Below are 16,939 nucleotides of genomic sequence, written 5' to 3'. Positions count from 1 at the left end.
GCCGGTGTCACAGCGACCCCGGCCGCCCGCCCGGCCCCTCGGCCGCCCAGCCCCCGGCCGGCCCCCCGGCCGCCCGCCCGTTCCCGCCCCGCCCCCGCGGAAAAGCAGGGGGCGTCCCCGCCCGGGGCGGTTAGGGTCGCGGAATGGACGAGACGATCATCAGACTGGACGGTGCCGAGCGGGCGGAGCTGGCCGATCTGGCCGATGCCGTCGGCAGCACGCCGGAGGCCGTCGCGCTGGAGGCCGTACGCGCCCACCTGCGGGCCGAGCGCACCCGGGTCGGCGAGGCCGCCGGACGCCTGGCGCAGCAGCACTCCGCCCTGCTGAAGCGGCTCGGCTCGTGACCGCCCCCCGCCCCGCCCACGCCTTCGAGCCCCGATCCGCCCCCGGGTCCGCCAGCCCGCTCGCCCCGGCGCCCGAACCCCGACCCGCCCCCGCACCCACCACCCGCCCCGCGCCCGCCCCCGCGTCGCCCGCCGCGCGGCACCTCACGCTCGTGGAGGTGCTCGACCTCGCGCGCCGTGCCTGCCTCGCCCGGGGGCAGTCCGTCGAGCTGCGCGCGTCCGGGCTGCTGGAGTCCGCCGTGCACCGGCCCCGGGCGCGGATGTTCGGGACGCCGGCCTACGCGGACCCGTACGAGCAGGCCGCCGCGCTGCTCCACGGCATCGCGGTGAACCATCCCCTCGTCGACGGGAACAAGCGCACCGCCTGGCTCGCCGCCGCGACCTTCCTCGCCGTGAACGGCATCGACCTCGGGGCCGTCGACCAGGAACTCGCGTACGGCCTGGTCATCGACGTGGCCGCCGGGAACGAGTCCGACATCGGGCGGATCGCGCAGCGCCTGCGCGGGATGTCCGGATGGGATGCGCGCCCGCGACGGATGTGACGCTCGCCGCACCGCCCGAGGTCACGGGCCTGTCCCTCCGCGAGGGGCGGGCCCGGGCCGGTAGGGTGGCCCGGTTGTCCTACGTACGACTGCCCGTGCCAGTACGCGAGTACGCCGAGAGCCCGAACCGGAGACCGTGACTACTACCGCCTCCCACCACCTCTCACCCGCCTTCCCCGGCCGTGCCCCCTGGGGCACCGCCAACGCGCTGCGAGCCTGGCAGCAGGGGGCGCTGGACCGCTACATCCAGACCCAGCCGCGGGACTTCCTCGCGGTCGCGACGCCGGGCGCCGGAAAGACCACCTTCGCGCTGACCCTGGCCTCCTGGCTGCTGCACCACCACGTGGTCCAGCAGGTGACCGTGGTCGCGCCGACCGAGCACCTGAAGAAGCAGTGGGCCGAGGCGGCCGCCCGGATAGGGATCCGGCTGGACCCCGAGTACTCCGCCGGCCCGCTCAGCAAGGACTACCACGGGGTCGCCGTCACCTACGCGGGTGTGGGCGTCCGCCCGATGCTGCACCGCAACCGGTGCGAGCAGCGCAAGACCCTGGTGATCCTCGACGAGATCCACCACGCCGGCGACTCGAAGTCCTGGGGCGAGGCCTGCCTGGAGGCCTTCGACCCGGCGACCCGCCGCCTGGCCCTGACCGGCACCCCCTTCCGGTCCGACACCAACCCGATCCCCTTCGTCACGTACGAGGAGGGGAACGACGGCATCCGGCGCTCCTCCGCCGACTACACCTACGGCTACGGCAACGCGCTCGGCGACGGCGTCGTGCGGCCCGTCATCTTCCTCTCCTACAGCGGCAACATGCGCTGGCGCACCAAGGCGGGCGACGAGATCGCCGCCCGGCTCGGCGAGCCGATGACCAAGGACGCCATCTCGCAGGCCTGGCGCACCGCGCTGGACCCGCGCGGCGACTGGATGCCGAACGTGCTGCGCGCCGCCGACCAGCGGCTCACCGAGGTCAGGAAGGGCATCCCGGACGCGGGCGGCCTGGTCATCGCCTCCGACCAGGACTCGGCGCGCGCGTACGCCAAGCTGCTGCGGGAGATCACCGGCAGCAAGGCGACCGTGGTCCTGTCCGACGACACCGGCGCCTCGAAGCGGATCGACGAGTTCAGCGAGGACGGCAGCCGCTGGATGGTCGCGGTCCGCATGGTGTCCGAGGGCGTCGACGTGCCCCGGCTGGCCGTCGGGGTGTACGCGACGACGATCTCGACCCCCCTCTTCTTCGCCCAGGCCGTGGGGCGCTTCGTGCGATCGCGCAGGCGCGGCGAGACCGCCTCCGTGTTCCTTCCGACCATTCCCTACCTGCTCGGCTTCGCGAACGAGATGGAGGTCGAGCGCGACCACGTCCTCGACAAGCCGAAGAAGCAGGGTGAGGAAGACCCGTACGCCGAGTCCGAGAAGGAGATGGACGAGGCGAACAAGCAGGAGGACGAGGACACCGGCGACGAGGAGCAGATGTCCTTCGAGGCGCTGGAGTCCGACGCGGTCTTCGACCGGGTCCTCTACGACGGCGCCGAGTTCGGCATGCAGGCGCACCCGGGCAGCGAAGAGGAGCAGGACTACCTCGGCATCCCCGGGCTGCTGGAACCGGACCAGGTGCAGATGCTGCTCCAGAAGCGGCAGTCGCGGCAGATCGCGCACAGCCGCCGCAAGCCGGACGCGGAGGCGGACCTGCTGGAGCTGCCGGCCGACCGGCGGCCGGTGGTCTCCCACAAGGAGCTGCTGGAGCTGCGCAAGTCGCTGAACACGATGGTGGGCGCGTACGTCCACCAGAGCGGGAAGCCGCACGGGGTCATCCACACGGAGCTGCGCCGGGTGTGCGGCGGGCCGCCGAGCGCGGAGGCGACGGCGGGGCAGCTGCGGGAGCGCATCAAGAAGGTCCAGGAGTGGGCCACCCGGATGCGGTGAGCGGTTCGTACGAGGGGTGGGGCGGGCGGGGTCCGTGCGGGGTACGCCGCACGGACCCCGCGCGCGTCGCCCGGGTCGCCCGCGTCGCCCGCGTCGTGGTGACGTGGAGACCTCTTGGGGCGGGTGAGGTCACGAAACGACTCCGACACCGATCAGGAACCGTCATAAAACGGTAGTTGGCGCCCGGATTCTGGACGGGCCCTTCCGCTCAGCGAACCTGCTCGCTACTGTCCCCGCATCGAACGCACCGTGGCAGCGCCGCCGCGGGAGCGCAGCCGGTGCCATGGCCGCTACCGGCGGCCTCTCCGTGCGCCGCCGCGGGACCGGTGGCGCGCCACCCCGAGAGTCACCGCCGCCCACCGAAAGAGGGAGAGGCGTCGTGACCGCGGAAACCTCCCAGACTCTCGACAGAGGGCTCAGAGTCCTCAAACTGCTCGCCGACACCGACCACGGTCTGACCGTCACCGAGCTCTCCAACCGCCTCGGTGTGAACCGCACCGTGGTCTACCGGCTTCTCGCCACGCTCGAACAGCACGCCCTGGTCCGCCGCGACCTCGGCGGCCGGGCCCGCGTCGGGCTCGGTGTCCTGCGGTTGGGCCGGCAGGTGCACCCCCTCGTGCGTGAGGCGGCCCTGCCCGCGCTGCGGTCCCTCGCCGAGGACATAGGCGCCACCGCGCACCTGACCCTCGTCGACGGCACCGACGCGCTGGCCGTGGCCGTCGTCGAGCCGACCTGGACGGACTACCACGTGGCCTACCGGGCGGGTTTCCGCCACCCGCTGGACCGCGGTGCCGCCGGGCGGGCCATCCTGGCCGCCCGTCAGGGCTCCTTGATCGAGCCGGGGTACACGCTGACCCACGGAGAGCTGGAGGCGGGCGCGAGTGGCGCCGCGGCGCCGCTCGTGGGCATCACCGGGCTGGAGGGCAGTGTCGGGGTCGTGATGCTGGCCGACGCGGTCCCGGAGCGGGTGGGGCCGCGGGTGGTCGACGCGGCGCGCGAGGTCGCCGACGCCCTGCGCTGACGCCGTTGCGCGGGCCGGGCCGGGTGCCGTGGTGCGCCGGGCCCGGCCCGTCCGCGCGGTGGGGCTTCTGTAGCGGTGCGGGTCGAAGCTGTGGGTGGGCGGATAGATTGGGCGGGTGCTCTCTCGTCTCACACGTCTGCCGCGTCCCGCCGCCCTGGCCGTCTGCGCCGCGCCCGTCGTCGCGCTGCTCGGCGTGGCCGCCTTCGCGCCGCTGCCCTTCGTGATCGCCCAGCCGGGGCTCACGGCCGACGTGCTCGGCGAGCGGGACGGCAAAGCCGTCATCGCCGTCACCGGCGCCCCCACCCGGCAGACCACGGGCCAGCTCCGCATGACCACCATCCAGGCCACCGGCCCCTCCACGACGGTGACCCTGCCGGAGCTCGTCGGCCACTGGTTCGACCCCGCCCGTGCGGTCATGCCCAAGGACGCCGTCTACTCCTCCGGCGGAACCGACCAGGAGATCGAGGCGCACAACCTGGAGGAAATGGCCAAGTCCCAGTCGACCGCCACCCAGGCCGCCCTCGGCTTCCTCCACAAGGACCGCGACGACGTGAAGGTCGACCTCAACCTCGCCGACGTCGGCGGCCCCAGCGCCGGGCTCCTCTTCTCCCTCGGCATCGTCGACAAGCTCGACGGCGACGGCAGCGGCGGCGACCTCACGGGCGGCCGCACCATCGCCGGTACGGGCACCATCAGCGTCGGCGGAGAGGTCGGCGCGGTCGGCGGAGTGGCCCTCAAGACGCAGGCCGCACGGCGCGACGGGGCCAGCGTGTTCCTCGTACCGAAGGCCGAGTGCTCCGACGCCCGGTCCGAACTGCCCGAGGGGCTGCGGCTCGTCCCCGTCACTTCGCTGACGGACGCGGTGAACGCGCTGCGCGCGCTGAACCGGGGAGAGCCGGCTCCGACCTGCTGACGGGCGGCGGCGGCGCGGCGTTCAGCCCCCGCCAGGCCGGGAAGAGCAGCGGGGCGAGCGTCGTCAGCAGATAGGTGCCGCCGAACAGCAGCAGCGCCGTCGTCGCACCGAACCCGTCGACCAGCAGTCCCGCGGCCAGCCCGCCCAGCGGCATGGTCAGCTCGCAGCCCGCGGTGGTGACCCCGAAGACGCGGCTGCGCAGCTCCTGCGGCACCTGCTCGTACATCACCGTCGTCAGGATCGGATTGAGCATGCCCGCTCCCAGGCCGGCCAGGGCCATCGTCACCGCGAGCGGCAGCGCCGTATCGGTGAGCGCGGCCACGGCGTACCGGATCGCCCCGGAGGCCAGGAAGGCCGCCGCGAACACCGTCCGGCGCGGGAACCGCTCGCCCCACGCCCCGTACAGCAGGGCTCCCAGCAGGGCGAAGCCGCCGAAGAGGGAGATCATCAGCCCCAGGGCGCCGGCGCCGCCCAGGTTCTCGCGGCCGTGCACGGGCAGCAGGACCGAGGACCAGCCCTGGTCCAGCCCGTTGGTCATCATCACCATCACGGTGACGCCCAGCAGCAGGCGGGAACGGATCAGGAAGGCCCAGCCCTCGGCCAGTTCGGCGCGGTACGAGGCGAACGACACTCCTCCGCGGGCGCGTTGCGGCTCGGCGGACGGGACCTCCCGCAGGAAGACGGTGACCAGCAGGGCAGACGCCCCGAAGGTGACCGCGTCCACCAGGAGCACGGTCTCGGCCCCGAAGGCCGCGATGAGGACGCCCGCCACCGCGGCGCCGATCATGCGCGCGCCGCGCGAGACGGCGTCGTAGAGGCCGGCCGCCCGGGGGACGGTGGTCCCGGCGTGCTCGGCGAGGTCGGGCATCAGGACGTGCCGGGCGGTCAGGCCGGGCGTGTGCACGAGGCCGCTGACGGCCATCAGCGCGCACAGCATCCAGAACTCCAGCAGGCCCGCGTAGTGCAGCAGCGGGACGGCCCCGACGGCGAGGCCGCAGACCAGGTCGGAGACGGCCGAGACCCGGCGGCGGCCCATGCGGTCGATGACGGGGCCGCCGACGAGAGCGGCGACGACGACGGGCAGGGTGGCGCAGAAGGCGACGATCCCGGCTCGGCCGGCGCTCCCCGTGGTCACGAGGACGAACCACGGGACCCCGATGAGCGTCAGTGAACTCCCGGCTATGGAGATGGTGTTGGCGGCCAGGACCGCGGCGAACGGCCCCCGGCTCACGCGGCGCCCGGCCGGACGCGGGTACGGAGGGAGGTGTGCGGGCATGCCCCGACGATAGAGTCGCGAAGACTCCCGTGGGCGATCATTTCCCTGCGGCAGGTTTTTGGCAGAATCGGCAGAATCCCCCCGGGCAGCCCCCAGCCGTCAGCCCTCCCGGATGAAGCCCTCCGCCAGCAGCCACGCCTTGGCCACCGCGTGCGGGTCCCGCCCCTCCACGTCCACCTGCGCGTTCAGCTCCCGCGTCAGCTCGATCGTCAGCCGCTCCGTCACCGGGGCCAGCAGCTGCGCGATGACCGGGTACCTCTCGAACGTCTTGGCGTTGACCACCGGCGCCGCGTTGTAGTTGGGGAAGAAGCGCTTGTCGTCCTCCATGATGTCCAGGTCCATGGCCTTGATCCGGCCGTCCGTGGTGAAGGCCTCGCCCAGCAGGCAGGAGTCCGACTTCGAGACCTGCGTGTAGATGATCCCGGCGTCCATCTTCTGGACGTTGCCCGCGGGGATCTTCATCCCGTACGCCTTCTCCATGCCCGGCAGGCCGTCCTCGCGGGAGGCGAACTCGTTCTCCACGCACAGCGTCACCGCCGACGGGTTCCTGCGGGCCAGCGCGGCCACGTCCGAGAGGGACCGCAGGTGGTACTTCGCGTTGTTCTTCTTGCTGATGGCCAGGGTGTAGGTGTTGTTCAGGGAGGCCGGCGGCAGCCACACCACGCCGTTTCGGACATCCGCGGCGCGCACCGCCTCCCACTGCTTGCGCGGGTCGTCGATCGGCTCGGTGTTGCCCAGGTAGGTGATCCAGGCGGTGCCGGTGTACTCGTACATGGCGTCGGCGTCGCCCTTGCGGACGGCCTCGCGCGCGCTGATCGACCCGGGCAGGTTGGTGCGGTCCAGGACCTCGGCGCCCGCCGCCTCGAAGACGAGGCCGAGGATCTGACCGAGCACGATGTTCTCGCTGAAGTTCTTCGAGGTGACGGTGAGGGAGGCGCCCGCGAGCGGCTCGCCCTGCCCGACCGAGCCCGGCCGCACGTCGTCCACCATCGGGGAGCCGCTCTTGAGCCCGCAGCCGGCCAGTGCCAGCAGAGCGGCCGCCGCGACCGCCGTCGCCGCCCTCGTCCGGAAGGTGTGCATCTACGCCTCCAGCCCGCGCGGGGTCAGGACCGTCTCCACCAGGGAGGCCAGCCAGTCCACGAACAGGGCGAGCACCACGGTGAGCACCGAGCCCACCACCAGCACCGGCATCCGCTGCGTCTGGATCCCGGAGGTGATCAGGTCGCCCAGGCCCCCGCCGCCGCCGAAGGTGGCCAGGGTGGCTGTGCCGACGTTCAGCACCAGCGCCGTCCGTACGCCCGCCAGGATCAGCGGGACCGCGAGCGGCAGCTCCACCTTCCGCAGCCGGCCCCTCCCCGACATCCCGATCCCGCGCGCGGCCTCCACCAGTTGGGGGTCGATGGCCCGCAGCCCCGCCATCGTGTTGGACAGCACGGGCAGCACGGCGTACGCCACCATGCCGACGATCGCGGTGGACGGGCCGATGCCGAGCCAGATGACCAGCAGGGCCAGCAGGCCGATGGCGGGGGTGGCCTGGCCGACGTTGGCGATCGCGGTGAACACCGGCGCGACCCGGCGCGCCGCGCCGCGGGTCAGGGCGATGCCCAGCGGGATGGCGATCACCAGCACCCAGAAGGTGGAGACGGCGGTGAGCCGCACGTGCTGCCACAGCCGCAGCCGCACGTTGCCGTTGCCGAGCGAGTTCTTCTCGATGGGGTCGAGGGGGATGTTGGTGATCCACAGGTAGAGGGCCAGCAGTACGAGGCCCAGGACGGCGGGCGTGACCAGCAGCCTGGCCCGGGTGATCCGGTGGGCGCGGCCCCGCCCGGGGGCCGGGGGGCCCGGCTCCTCGGTCCCGTCGGCGAGGTCGTCGCGAAAGGGGAGGCCCCTGACCTCGTGCTCGCCGGGCGGCCGCTCGCCGGAGGGGCGGTGCGGGGACGCGGTGCTCATGAGCCGCCCCCCTCGCCCTCCAGCTCCTGTTCGGTCCGGTGGTGGCGCAGTTCCTCCAGGTCGTGCGCGTGCTCGGCGGCGGTGAGCCGGTCCGCCTCCAGCATCTCGTGGACCGAGTTCATCAGGGTCTCCATGTCCACGACCCCGATGTACTCGCCGCGCCGGCCGGTGACGGCCACCCGCCCGCCGCTGTCGGTGAGCACGGCTTCCAGGGCGTCGTGCAGGGTCGCGTCGCGGGTCACGGTGTCGTGGACCAGCTGGCCGGCCCGGGCCAGGGAGCCCTTGGCCCGCATGAGGTCGCCGCGGCGCAGCCACTTGTACGGGCGGCCGCGCCGGTCGAGCATCAGCAGTTCGTTGTGCCGGCCGCCGCGCAGGGTGCTGAAGATCTGCTGGAGGGGGTCGTCCACCGACACGGTCGGGAACTCCGCGATCCCCACGTCCCGTACGCGGGTCAGGTTGAGCCGTTTGAGGGCCGCGCCGGCGCCGACGAAACCGGAGACGAAGTCGTCCGCCGGGTTGGTGAGGATGGCTTCGGGGGTGTCGAACTGCGCGATGTGCGAGCGCTCCCGCAGCACCGCGATCCGGTCGCCGAGCTTGATGGCCTCGTCGAAGTCGTGGGTGACGAAGACGATCGTCTTGTGCAGCTCGTGCTGGAGCCGGATCAGCTCGTCCTGGAGGTGGTCGCGGGTGATCGGGTCGACGGCCCCGAAGGGCTCGTCCATCAGCAGCACCGGCGGGTCGGCGGCCAGGGCCCGGGCGACGCCGACGCGCTGCTGCTGGCCGCCGGAGAGCTGGCGCGGGTAGCGGCCGTGGAACTCGCGCGGGTCGAGGCCCACCAGGTCGAGCATCTCCTCGACCCGGTCCCTCACCTTCGCCTTGGACCAGCCGGTCATCTTCGGGACGAGGGCGATGTTCTCGGCGACCGTCATGTGCGGGAAGAGCCCGGAGGACTGGATCGCGTAGCCGATCTTGCGCCGCAGTTTGACCGGGTCCATGTCGGTGACGTCCTCGTCGCCGATCCTGATCCGGCCGGAGCTGGGCTCGATCAGCCGGTTGATCATCTTGAGGGTCGTGGACTTCCCGCAGCCCGACGGGCCGACGAAGACGACGGTCTCGCCCGCCTTGATGTCCATCGAGACGTCGTCGACGGCGGGGGCGGGGTTGCCCGGGTAGCGCTTGGTGAGGTTCTCCAGCCGGATCGTCGCTCCGGAGGCGCTCCCCGGAGCCGGGGCGTCGGTCTCAGACACGGATCCCCCTCGGGATGGTGAGACGGCCGAGCAGGACGTACGCGGCGTCGAAGAGCAGGGCGAGGATGACGATGCCCACCGTGCCCGCCAGGACCTGGTTGAGGGCGTTCGCGCTGCCGAGCGAGGCGATCCCGCGGAAGATCTCGTTGCCCAGGCCCGGCCCCGAGGCGTAGGCGGCGATGGCGGCGATGCCCATCAGCATCTGGGTCGCGACGCGGATGCCGGTGAGGATCGGCGGCCAGGCGAGCGGCAGCTCCACCCGCAGCAGCCGGGCGGCGCGGGACATCCCGATGCCCTTGGCCGCGTCGACCAGGGCCGGGTCCACCCCGCGCAGGCCCACGATCGAGTTCCGGACGACCGGCAGCAGCCCGTACAGGGTCAGGGTGATCACGGTCGGTGCCACTCCCAGCCCGACCAGCGGGATCAGCAGGCCGATCAGGGCGAGGGAGGGGATGGTCAGCACCGAGGCGGTGGAGGTGATGGCGAGGTTGCCCGCCCAGCCGCTGCGGTAGGTGGTCACGCCGATGACCAGGCCGAGGACCGTCGCGAGCAGCATGCACTGGAAGACGGCGCTGGCGTGCTGGAAGGCGTCGGTGAGGAGCTGCTCGTGGCGGGCGGACAGGTAGGTCCAGAAGCTCACGCCGTGTCACCTCGTCCTGCGTCCGGCCGCCTTCGGTCGGCGGGGTGTCAGCGGGTGTCGTCCTCGGCCGCCTGTTCGACCAGGGGGATGATCCGCAGGGGTACGGGGTTCTCCATGACGATCGCCGTCGAAGCCCGCACGATGCCATCAAAACCGACAACCCGGTCGATCACCCGCTGGAGGTCGGCGTTGGAGCGCGCGACGAGCCGGCACAGCATGTCCCCGTGACCGGTGGTGGTGTGCAGCTCCAGCACCTCGGGGACCCCGTCCAAGTGGGCCCGCACGTCGGCCCCTTGCCCCTGCTTGATCTCCAGAGTGGCGAAGGCCGTCACCGGGTACCCGAGGGCCGCAGGATCGACCTGCGGACCGAAGCCGCGGATGACTCCGTTCGACTGAAGCCGGTCGAGGCGGGCCTGTACGGTCCCGCGGGCCACGCCGAGCCGGCGCGAGGCCTCCAGCACCCCGATCCGGGGTTCGCGGGCGAGCAGGACGATGAGCCGGCCGTCGAGGTCGTCGATGCCCACGGGTGCCTCCGGCCCTCGGTGGTGGTCATAGTGCGCAGATGTTTCAGCCATTCTCTGGCTCAGCTGGTCAATCTGTACAGCTGAAATGAGAACTATTGCGCAGCTTGTGGATGGGCGGGACTCTGCGGTCATGACTGAGACCCTCGACACCACCCCGCACACCGCGCGTGAGGCGGACCCCTTCCCGGTGAAGGGCATGGACGCGGTCGTCTTCGCCGTCGGCAATGCCAAGCAGGCCGCGCACTACTACTCGACCGCCTTCGGCATGAAGCTCGTGGCCTACTCCGGACCGGAGAACGGCGTCCGCGAGACCGCCAGCTACGTCCTCACCAACGGCGGCGCGCGCTTCGTCCTGACCTCGGTCATCAAGGCGTCGACCGACCGCGGCCGCTTCCTCGCCGAGCACGTCGCCGACCACGGCGACGGCGTGGTCGACCTGGCCATCGAGGTCCCGGACGCCCGGGCGGCGTACGCCTACGCCGTCGAGCACGGCGCCCGCGGGCTGGAGGAGCCGCACGAGGTCGAGGACGAGCACGGCACGGTCGTGCTGGCCGCGATCGCCACCTACGGCCAGACCCGCCACACGCTCGTCGAGCGCCGCGACTACACCGGCCCCTACCTGCCGGGCTTCGTCGCCGCCTCCCCGATCGTCGAGCCCCCGGCCAAGCGAACCTTCCAGGCCATCGACCACTGCGTCGGCAACGTCGAGCTCGGTCGCATGAACGAGTGGGTCGCCTTCTACAACAAGGTCATGGGCTTCACGAACATGAAGGAGTTCGTGGGCGACGACATCGCGACCGAGTACTCGGCGCTGATGTCGAAGGTGGTCGCGGACGGCACCCTGAAGGTGAAGTTCCCGATCAACGAGCCGGCGATCGCGAAGAAGAAGTCGCAGATCGACGAGTACCTGGAGTTCTACGGCGGGGCCGGCGTCCAGCACATCGCGCTCGCCACCAACGACATCGTCGCCACCGTCCGCGCGATGCGCGCCGCGGGCGTGCGGTTCCTGGACACCCCGGACTCGTACTACGACACGCTCGGCGAGTGGGCGGGCGAGACCCGGGTACCGGTCGAGACCCTGCGCGAGCTGAAGATCCTCGTCGACCGCGACGAGGACGGCTACCTGCTGCAGATCTTCACGAAGCCGGTGCAGGACAAGCCGACCGTCTTCTTCGAGATGATCGAGCGCCACGGCTCCATGGGCTTCGGCAAGGGCAACTTCAAGGCGCTGTTCGAGGCGATCGAGCGCGAGCAGGAAAAGCGCGGCAACCTGTAGCCGCCGCCCCACCCCGGCCCCGGAGGCCCGGCCCCGGGGGGGCCCGGCCTCCGGGGCTCCGCCCCAGACCCGGCGCCTCAAACGCCGGCGAGGCTGGATCTGCCCCGCCCCGGCCCGCCGGGGCTCCGCCCCAGGGGCTCCGCCCCAGGCCCGGCGCCTCAAACGCCGGCGGGGCTGGATCTGCCCTCCGTGAGCCGGCACGTGCCAGGCGGGGCCGGATCTGCCTCATCCCAGCCCCGCCGGCGTTTGAGGCGCGGCGCGGAGCGCCGTTCGGGGTCCGGGGCGGAGCCCCGGGGTCAGTCGGACGCGGGCGTCGGGGTCGGCTTCGCCGCAGGCGGCACCGCAGGCGGCTTCGGCTTCGGCGGATTCGGTTTCGGCAGCTCCGGCGCCACCCACGGCTTCGTCGGCAGCACGTTCTCCGGACCGCCCGCCGCCGGCTGCCCGATCACCGTCAGCATCTCCTTCGCCCGCGGCGCCCGCAGCGGCGAGAAGCGCGGGTTGGTCCGCAGCGCCTCCTCCAGGTGCCGCCGCGCCGCCGACTCGTCGCCCAGGCCGCGCTCGATCATCGCCCGGTGGTAGGCGAAGTCCGCGCTCCGCAGCCCCTGCTCGGTCGCCTTCTTCGCGTACTCCAGCGCCGCCACGTCGTCGCCCGACTTGTGCAGCGCCCATCCCAGCGCGTCCGCGACCTGCACGCTCTTGTGCCGCGACCACTCCTGCGACAGCCGCCGCACCGCCGCCGCCGGATCGCCGTGGTCCGCCTCGTACAGGCCCAGCACCACGTCGTCGTCGACCCCGTTCGAGCCGTCCCGGGCCGCCAGCGCGCCCAGCATGTCGTACGGGACCCGCGCCTCCTGCCCGCGGCCCAGCGCCTCCAGCAGCTCGCCCAGCTCCAGCGCCAGCTGCGGCACCGGGGTCCGCCCCAGCGCCATCCGGTAGTCGCGCACCGCCTCCCCGCCGCGCCCCAGCCCGGCCAGCGCCCGAGCCCGGCCCCCCAGCGCCTGCGCCTGCCCCGGGTCCGTGCGCAGCGCGGCCTCGTACTGCGTCAGCGCCAGCGCCGCGTCGCCCCGCTCGAAGGACAGCTCGCCGAGCCGGAACAGCGCGTGCGCCTTCTCCGCCGGAGCCTTGGCCGCGCCCGCCGCGTGCTCCATCGCCATCACGGCGTCCTCGCGCCAGCCCCGGTCGCGGTAGACCTGCGAGGCCTTCGTGTACGCCACCAGGCCCGTCTGCAGCTCCAGCAGCCGGTCCATCGCCGCCTGCGCCGCCTTGTAGTCCCCCAGGCCCGTGTACGCGTCGACGAGCACCGGGTAGGCCGTCCACCGCTCCGGGGCCTGCGCCCGGAGGAGCTCGCCCCACTTCTTGCCGGTGCCGAAGTCCCGCCGGGCGTTGGCCAGCGTGCCCATGCCCGTCATCGCGTCGAAGTTGCCCTTCTCCGCCGGGCGGGCCTCCAGCGACCGCTTCAGCGCCTTCTCCGCCTTCGGGAACCACCCCGAGTCCGCGGTGCGCCGCCCCTGCTCCAGGTAGGCCGCGCCGAGCACCGCCCACGAGGCGTGGTCCCGCGGGTGCGCCGCGACCCACTTCTCCCGGCCCGCGACCAGCGCCGTCAGGTCCACCGCCGCGACCGGGGCGCCCCTGCCGACCGCCGAGGCGGCCCGCTCGCTCGGCCCCGGCGGACGGGCGTCGTCACCGGTGCGGGCCGGCCGGATCAGCAGGGCCCCGGCGATCAGGACCACGGCGACCGCGGCCGCCACGAGCGTCTTGCGGCCGGTGAAGGTCACGGGCGGCGCCGGCTGCTGCGATTCCTCGTCGATACGGTCCATGTGCTCACTGTGCGTCAATATGAAGAGTTCACCGAGGTGTCCGAAGAGGGGCGCGGGCGTGTTCACACCGATGGCCCCGAGTGCCACGCTGGCCCCATGGACGAGGACCTCTCCACACAGCTCACCGAGCGCCTGCTGGCCGGTCTCCCGGCCGAGGCCCTGCTCACCGACCCCCAGGTGACCGCCTCCTACGCCACCGACATGGCGGGGTTCTGCGCCGCCGGCACCCCCGCCGCCGTCGTCCTGCCCCGGACCGTCGAGCAGGTGCAGCACGTGCTGCGCACCGCCACCGCCCTGCGGATCCCCGTGGTCCCGCAGGGCGCCCGTACCGGTCTGTCGGGCGCCGCCAACGCCTCCGACGGCTGCATCGTGCTGTCCCTGATCAAGATGGACCGCATCCTGGAGGTCTCCGCCGTCGACCGGATCGCCGTCGTCGAGCCGGGCGTCGTCAACGCCGTGCTCTCGCGGGCCGTCGCCGCCCGGGGCCTGTACTACCCGCCCGACCCCTCCAGCTGGGAGCAGTGCACCATCGGCGGCAACATCGGCACCGCCTCCGGCGGCCTGTGCTGCGTCAAGTACGGGGTCACCGCCGAGTACGTCCTCGGGCTCGACGTGGTCCTGGCCGACGGACGGCTGCTGCGCACGGGCCGGCGCACCGCGAAGGGCGTCGCCGGCTACGACCTCACCCGGCTCTTCGTCGGCTCCGAGGGCAGCCTCGGCGTCGTGGTCCGGGCCGTCCTCGCCCTGCGCCCCGCGCCGCCCCGGCAGCTCGCCCTGGCCGCCGAGTTCCCGTCCGCCGCGGCCGCCTGCGCGGCGGTCTGCGCCGTCATGGAGGCCGGGCTGACCCCCTCCCTGCTGGAGCTGATGGACGGCACGACCGTCCGCGCCGTCAACGCCCTCGGCAGGATGGGGCTGCCCGAGACCACCGAGGCGCTGCTGCTCGCCGCCTTCGACACCCCGCACGCCCCCGAGGAGCTCGCGGCCGTGGGGGAGCTGTGCACGGCCGCCGGGGCCACCTCCGTGGTCCCCGCCGAGGACGTGGCCGAGTCCGAACTGCTGCTCCAGGCCCGCCGGATGTCCCTGACCGCCCTCGACGCGCTGCGCCCGGCGACGATGATCGACGACGTGTGCGTACCGCGCTCGCGGCTCGCCGAGATGCTGGACGGCACGGCCGCCATCGCCCGCGCGTACGACCTGCTCATCGGCGTCTGCGCGCACGCGGGGGACGGCAACACCCACCCCGTGGTCTGCTTCGACCCGGCCGACGCGGACGAGGCGCGGCGGGCCCGCGCGTCCTTCGACGCGATCATGGAGCTCGGGCTCTCCCTGGGCGGGACGATCACCGGCGAACACGGGGTGGGCGTCCTGAAGAAGGAGTGGCTCGCCCGCGAACTGGGCCCGGTGGGCATGGAGATGCAGCGCGCCGTGAAGCACGCCTTCGACCCGCTGGGGCTGCTCAACCCGGGCAAGGTCTTCTGACCGGACGGACCCGCCTCCCACCGGAGGAGTCCTCCCGGCGCCCGCCGCCCGGTCCGCGCGGGGCGGCCGGCCCTCACCGCTCCCCGTCCGCCGACTCGTCCGAGGGCCACGGGTCGCGCAGCCACAGCTCGTCGGCCGGGGTGGGGGCGAGCAGTTCGGCCAGGGCCGCGTCCAGCCCGAGCCGGTCCGCCTCGGTGCCGGGCGGGACGATCCGCAGGGTGCGCTCCAGCCAGGCCGACACGCAGGCGGCGGGCGCCTCCAGCAGGGCGTCGCCGTCGGGGGAGCTGAGCGCCATGCAGAGCACGGCCCGGTCCTCGATCCTGGTGGGCCAGATCCGGACGTCCCCGTGGCCGCACGGCCGGAACACCCCCTCGACCAGCAGTTCGCGGGCGAAGGTCCAGTTGACCGGGGCGCTGGAACCGGTGTGGAAGGTGATGTGGACGGCGTACGGGTCGTCCGTGAGGTAGAGGAGGCGGGCGGGGACGGCGACGCTGCGCTCGGGTGACAGGACCAGCTTCAGTTCCAGCTCGCGCTCGACGACGGGGTGGTGCATGACGGCCTCACTTCGATGCACTGCGCGTGCGCCGGGTGCGCGCCGCGCCTTCGTGTGCGGGGCCGGGTCGCGCCCCACGCCCGGAGAGAGCGCGCGGGCGGCCGAGTATGACGCGACTTCGGGCAGCGAAAGGGAGATTGGCCGGATCTGATCGGATGGCCGAAAAAGGTCGCCTGGTGAAAGGTTCGCCCGAAGGCTTGCATTCTCCCGTTACCGGACCTGCCGGGGGACGGTTCTTGGCTATGGTCCTCCCCTGGACAAGCCTCAAGCCACGATCGGAGTTGGGGACATGACGGCCTCCCCTGGTGACGGCGAGCACGCGGCCCGCGAGGGCTACTACCCCGATCCGTCCATTCCCGGGTTCGTCCGGTACTGGAACGGCGCCGCCTGGGTGCCCGGTACGAGCCGCCCCGCCCCGGTCGTCGAGGCCCGCGCCCCCATGGAGGAGACGGGGCCGGTCTTCCTGGACGAGACCTCCGCGACGGAAGCCCTGCCGGAGCCCGAACCGGCACCCGCCGCGGCCCCGACCCGCGCCCCGGCGCCGGAGCCCGAACCGCTGGCGTGGCAGGCCGACCCCCTCCACCAGGCCGGCTTCGGCGGACCGCGCGACCACCGGGTGTCGTGGGGCAGCCCGGCGGAGCCCGCCGCCGGTCAGGAAGCAGCACACGAGCCGGCGCACGAGCCGGCGCGGGGGGCCGCGCACCGGGCCGCCTCCGAAGCCGCGTACGGGGCCGCGTCCGAGGTCGCGTACGGGGTCACGCACGGCGCCGCGCCCGAGACCGCGGGGGCCGCGCCCGAAGCCGCGCACGGAGCTGCACACCAGGCCGCGCACCGGGTCGCGTCCGAAGCCGCGCCCGGGGTCGCGTCCGAAGCCGCGCCCGGGGCCGCGTCCGAAGCCGCGCCCGGGGCCGCGTACGGCGCCGCGCCCGGGGCCGCGCCCGAGGCCGCGTACGGGGCCGCGTCCGAAGCCGCGCCCGGGGCCGCGCCCGAGGCCGCGTCCGGCGCCGCGTCCGAAGCCGCGTCCGAAGCCGCGCACCAGGCCGCGCACGGAGAGGCGCGCGAGGCCGTGTACGAGCCGGTCGCGCGCCCGGCGGTCCTCTCGGGGGGCCGTTCCCGCCCCGAGCAGCCGGCGGCCGAAGGGGCCGGTCCCGGAATCTCCCTGGCCCGTACGCCGTCCGCAGCCGCGGCCGCCGCTCCGGCGGTCCGGTTCCCGGCACCGGCGGCGGCACCGGCATCCGCCTCCGCCTCGGCGGGCATCCTGTCGGTGCGCTCGCCCGCCGCCGCGCCCCCGGCCCCGGCGTGGCCCGACGCCCCGGGCGGCGGTGGTGCGGGCTCCGGCCTCACGTCCTCCTGGCCCGAGGCGGCCCCGCGGGCCGCGGCCGCCCCCGCCCCGGCCGCCACCGCCGCCTCCGCCGCGCCTGCGCCCGCTCCCGCCC

16 protein-coding genes are annotated in these 16,939 nt (G+C 73.6%); 8 read left to right on the top strand and 8 right to left on the bottom strand.

What is annotated here, in order from left to right; genetic code table 11:
* Positions 1-143 precede the first annotated feature (143 nt).
* From ACFWU6_RS16830 to ACFWU6_RS16810, 5 genes are all read left to right on the top strand, one after another.
* Positions 144-344 carry a hypothetical protein gene (locus ACFWU6_RS16830; RefSeq protein ID WP_383805750.1) on the top strand — a complete coding sequence of 67 codons (201 nt, stop codon included), beginning with the start codon at positions 144-146 and terminating at the stop codon, positions 342-344.
* Positions 345-496: 152 nt separating this feature from the next.
* Entirely contained in the window at positions 497-886 is a 390-nt protein-coding gene (locus ACFWU6_RS16825; RefSeq protein ID WP_383805813.1) for a type II toxin-antitoxin system death-on-curing family toxin, read from the top strand.
* Between the two features lie 136 nt (positions 887-1,022).
* Positions 1,023-2,807 (top strand): DEAD/DEAH box helicase, encoded by a 1,785-nt coding sequence (locus ACFWU6_RS16820; protein WP_383805748.1) that lies wholly within the window; start codon positions 1,023-1,025, stop codon positions 2,805-2,807.
* 379 nt (positions 2,808-3,186) lie between these two features.
* Positions 3,187-3,828, top strand: coding sequence for an IclR family transcriptional regulator (locus tag ACFWU6_RS16815; RefSeq protein ID WP_383812831.1), 642 nt, complete (start codon positions 3,187-3,189; stop codon positions 3,826-3,828).
* Between the two features lie 115 nt (positions 3,829-3,943).
* Entirely contained in the window at positions 3,944-4,741 is a 798-nt protein-coding gene (locus ACFWU6_RS16810) for a S16 family serine protease (protein WP_383981686.1), read from the top strand.
* Here ACFWU6_RS16810 and ACFWU6_RS16805 read toward each other — a convergent pair.
* The 6 genes from ACFWU6_RS16805 to ACFWU6_RS16780 form a co-directional block, all read right to left on the bottom strand.
* Positions 4,671-6,017, bottom strand: a complete 1,347-nt coding sequence (locus tag ACFWU6_RS16805) for an MFS transporter (protein ID WP_383981684.1) — start codon at positions 6,015-6,017, stop codon at positions 4,671-4,673. The genes ACFWU6_RS16810 and ACFWU6_RS16805 overlap by 71 nt on opposite strands.
* 99 nt (positions 6,018-6,116) lie before the next feature.
* Positions 6,117-7,097 carry a glycine betaine ABC transporter substrate-binding protein gene (locus tag ACFWU6_RS16800; protein WP_383812826.1) on the bottom strand — a complete coding sequence of 327 codons (981 nt, stop codon included), beginning with the start codon at positions 7,095-7,097 and terminating at the stop codon, positions 6,117-6,119.
* On the bottom strand, positions 7,098-7,967 hold the full coding sequence (locus tag ACFWU6_RS16795) for an ABC transporter permease (RefSeq protein ID WP_383812824.1): 870 nt from the start codon (positions 7,965-7,967) through the stop codon (positions 7,098-7,100). It lies immediately after the preceding gene.
* The gene (locus ACFWU6_RS16790; RefSeq protein WP_383981682.1) at positions 7,964-9,214 is read right to left on the bottom strand and encodes a betaine/proline/choline family ABC transporter ATP-binding protein; all 1,251 of its coding nucleotides are present in this window, start codon (positions 9,212-9,214) and stop codon (positions 7,964-7,966) included. The genes ACFWU6_RS16795 and ACFWU6_RS16790 overlap by 4 nt, the downstream gene beginning before the upstream one ends.
* Complete coding sequence (locus ACFWU6_RS16785; protein ID WP_383812820.1) at positions 9,207-9,854, bottom strand: ABC transporter permease; 648 nt, start codon at positions 9,852-9,854, stop codon at positions 9,207-9,209. Before ACFWU6_RS16785 ends, ACFWU6_RS16790 begins: the two co-directional genes overlap by 8 nt.
* Before the next feature lie 47 nt (positions 9,855-9,901).
* Positions 9,902-10,378, bottom strand: a complete 477-nt coding sequence (locus ACFWU6_RS16780) for an Lrp/AsnC family transcriptional regulator (RefSeq protein ID WP_383812818.1) — start codon at positions 10,376-10,378, stop codon at positions 9,902-9,904.
* A gap of 130 nt (positions 10,379-10,508) precedes the next feature.
* Here ACFWU6_RS16780 and hppD point away from each other — a divergent pair, with 130 nt between their 5' ends.
* Entirely contained in the window at positions 10,509-11,654 is a 1,146-nt protein-coding gene (hppD, locus tag ACFWU6_RS16775; protein ID WP_383812816.1) for a 4-hydroxyphenylpyruvate dioxygenase, read from the top strand.
* Positions 11,655-11,950: 296 nt separating this feature from the next.
* Here the strand turns inward: hppD and ACFWU6_RS16770 are convergent, their stop codons facing one another.
* Complete coding sequence (locus tag ACFWU6_RS16770; protein ID WP_383981680.1) at positions 11,951-13,471, bottom strand: tetratricopeptide repeat protein; 1,521 nt, start codon at positions 13,469-13,471, stop codon at positions 11,951-11,953.
* Between the two features lie 96 nt (positions 13,472-13,567).
* On the opposite strand from ACFWU6_RS16770, the gene ACFWU6_RS16765 reads away from it, so the two are divergent.
* Positions 13,568-14,950, top strand: a complete 1,383-nt coding sequence (locus ACFWU6_RS16765) for an FAD-binding oxidoreductase (RefSeq protein WP_383813162.1) — start codon at positions 13,568-13,570, stop codon at positions 14,948-14,950.
* A 73-nt stretch (positions 14,951-15,023) separates the two neighbouring features.
* On the opposite strand, the gene ACFWU6_RS16760 is transcribed toward ACFWU6_RS16765, so the two are convergent.
* Positions 15,024-15,503 (bottom strand): SsgA family sporulation/cell division regulator, encoded by a 480-nt coding sequence (locus ACFWU6_RS16760; protein WP_383813160.1) that lies wholly within the window; start codon positions 15,501-15,503, stop codon positions 15,024-15,026.
* A gap of 289 nt (positions 15,504-15,792) precedes the next feature.
* Between ACFWU6_RS16760 and ACFWU6_RS16755 the strand changes: the two genes are divergently transcribed.
* The coding region (locus ACFWU6_RS16755; protein WP_383981678.1) for a DUF2510 domain-containing protein at positions 15,793-16,939 on the top strand (1,147 nt) is incomplete at its 3' end.

Origin of the sequence: Streptomyces sp. NPDC058674 (genome assembly GCF_042716505.1) — a bacterium.
Taxonomy (GTDB): Bacteria; Actinomycetota; Actinomycetes; order Streptomycetales; family Streptomycetaceae; genus Streptomyces.
The sequence above is the reverse complement of the archived record's forward strand: the minus strand, read 5'-3'. Positions and strand labels throughout refer to the sequence as shown.

Excerpts from the sequence above, each read along its gene's own strand:
- ACFWU6_RS16765 (WP_383813162.1), top strand. The coding sequence starts at position 13,568 with ATGGACGAGGACCTCTCCACACAGCTCACCGAGCGCCTGCTGGCCGGT.
- ACFWU6_RS16760 (WP_383813160.1), bottom strand. The coding sequence starts at position 15,503 with ATGCACCACCCCGTCGTCGAGCGCGAGCTGGAACTGAAGCTGGTCCTG.
- ACFWU6_RS16830 (WP_383805750.1), top strand. The coding sequence starts at position 144 with ATGGACGAGACGATCATCAGACTGGACGGTGCCGAGCGGGCGGAGCTG.
- ACFWU6_RS16805 (WP_383981684.1), bottom strand. The coding sequence starts at position 6,017 with ATGCCCGCACACCTCCCTCCGTACCCGCGTCCGGCCGGGCGCCGCGTG.
- ACFWU6_RS16795 (WP_383812824.1), bottom strand. The coding sequence starts at position 7,967 with ATGAGCACCGCGTCCCCGCACCGCCCCTCCGGCGAGCGGCCGCCCGGC.
- hppD (WP_383812816.1), top strand. The coding sequence starts at position 10,509 with ATGACTGAGACCCTCGACACCACCCCGCACACCGCGCGTGAGGCGGAC.
- ACFWU6_RS16770 (WP_383981680.1), bottom strand. The coding sequence starts at position 13,471 with ATGGACCGTATCGACGAGGAATCGCAGCAGCCGGCGCCGCCCGTGACC.
- ACFWU6_RS16800 (WP_383812826.1), bottom strand. The coding sequence starts at position 7,097 with ATGCACACCTTCCGGACGAGGGCGGCGACGGCGGTCGCGGCGGCCGCT.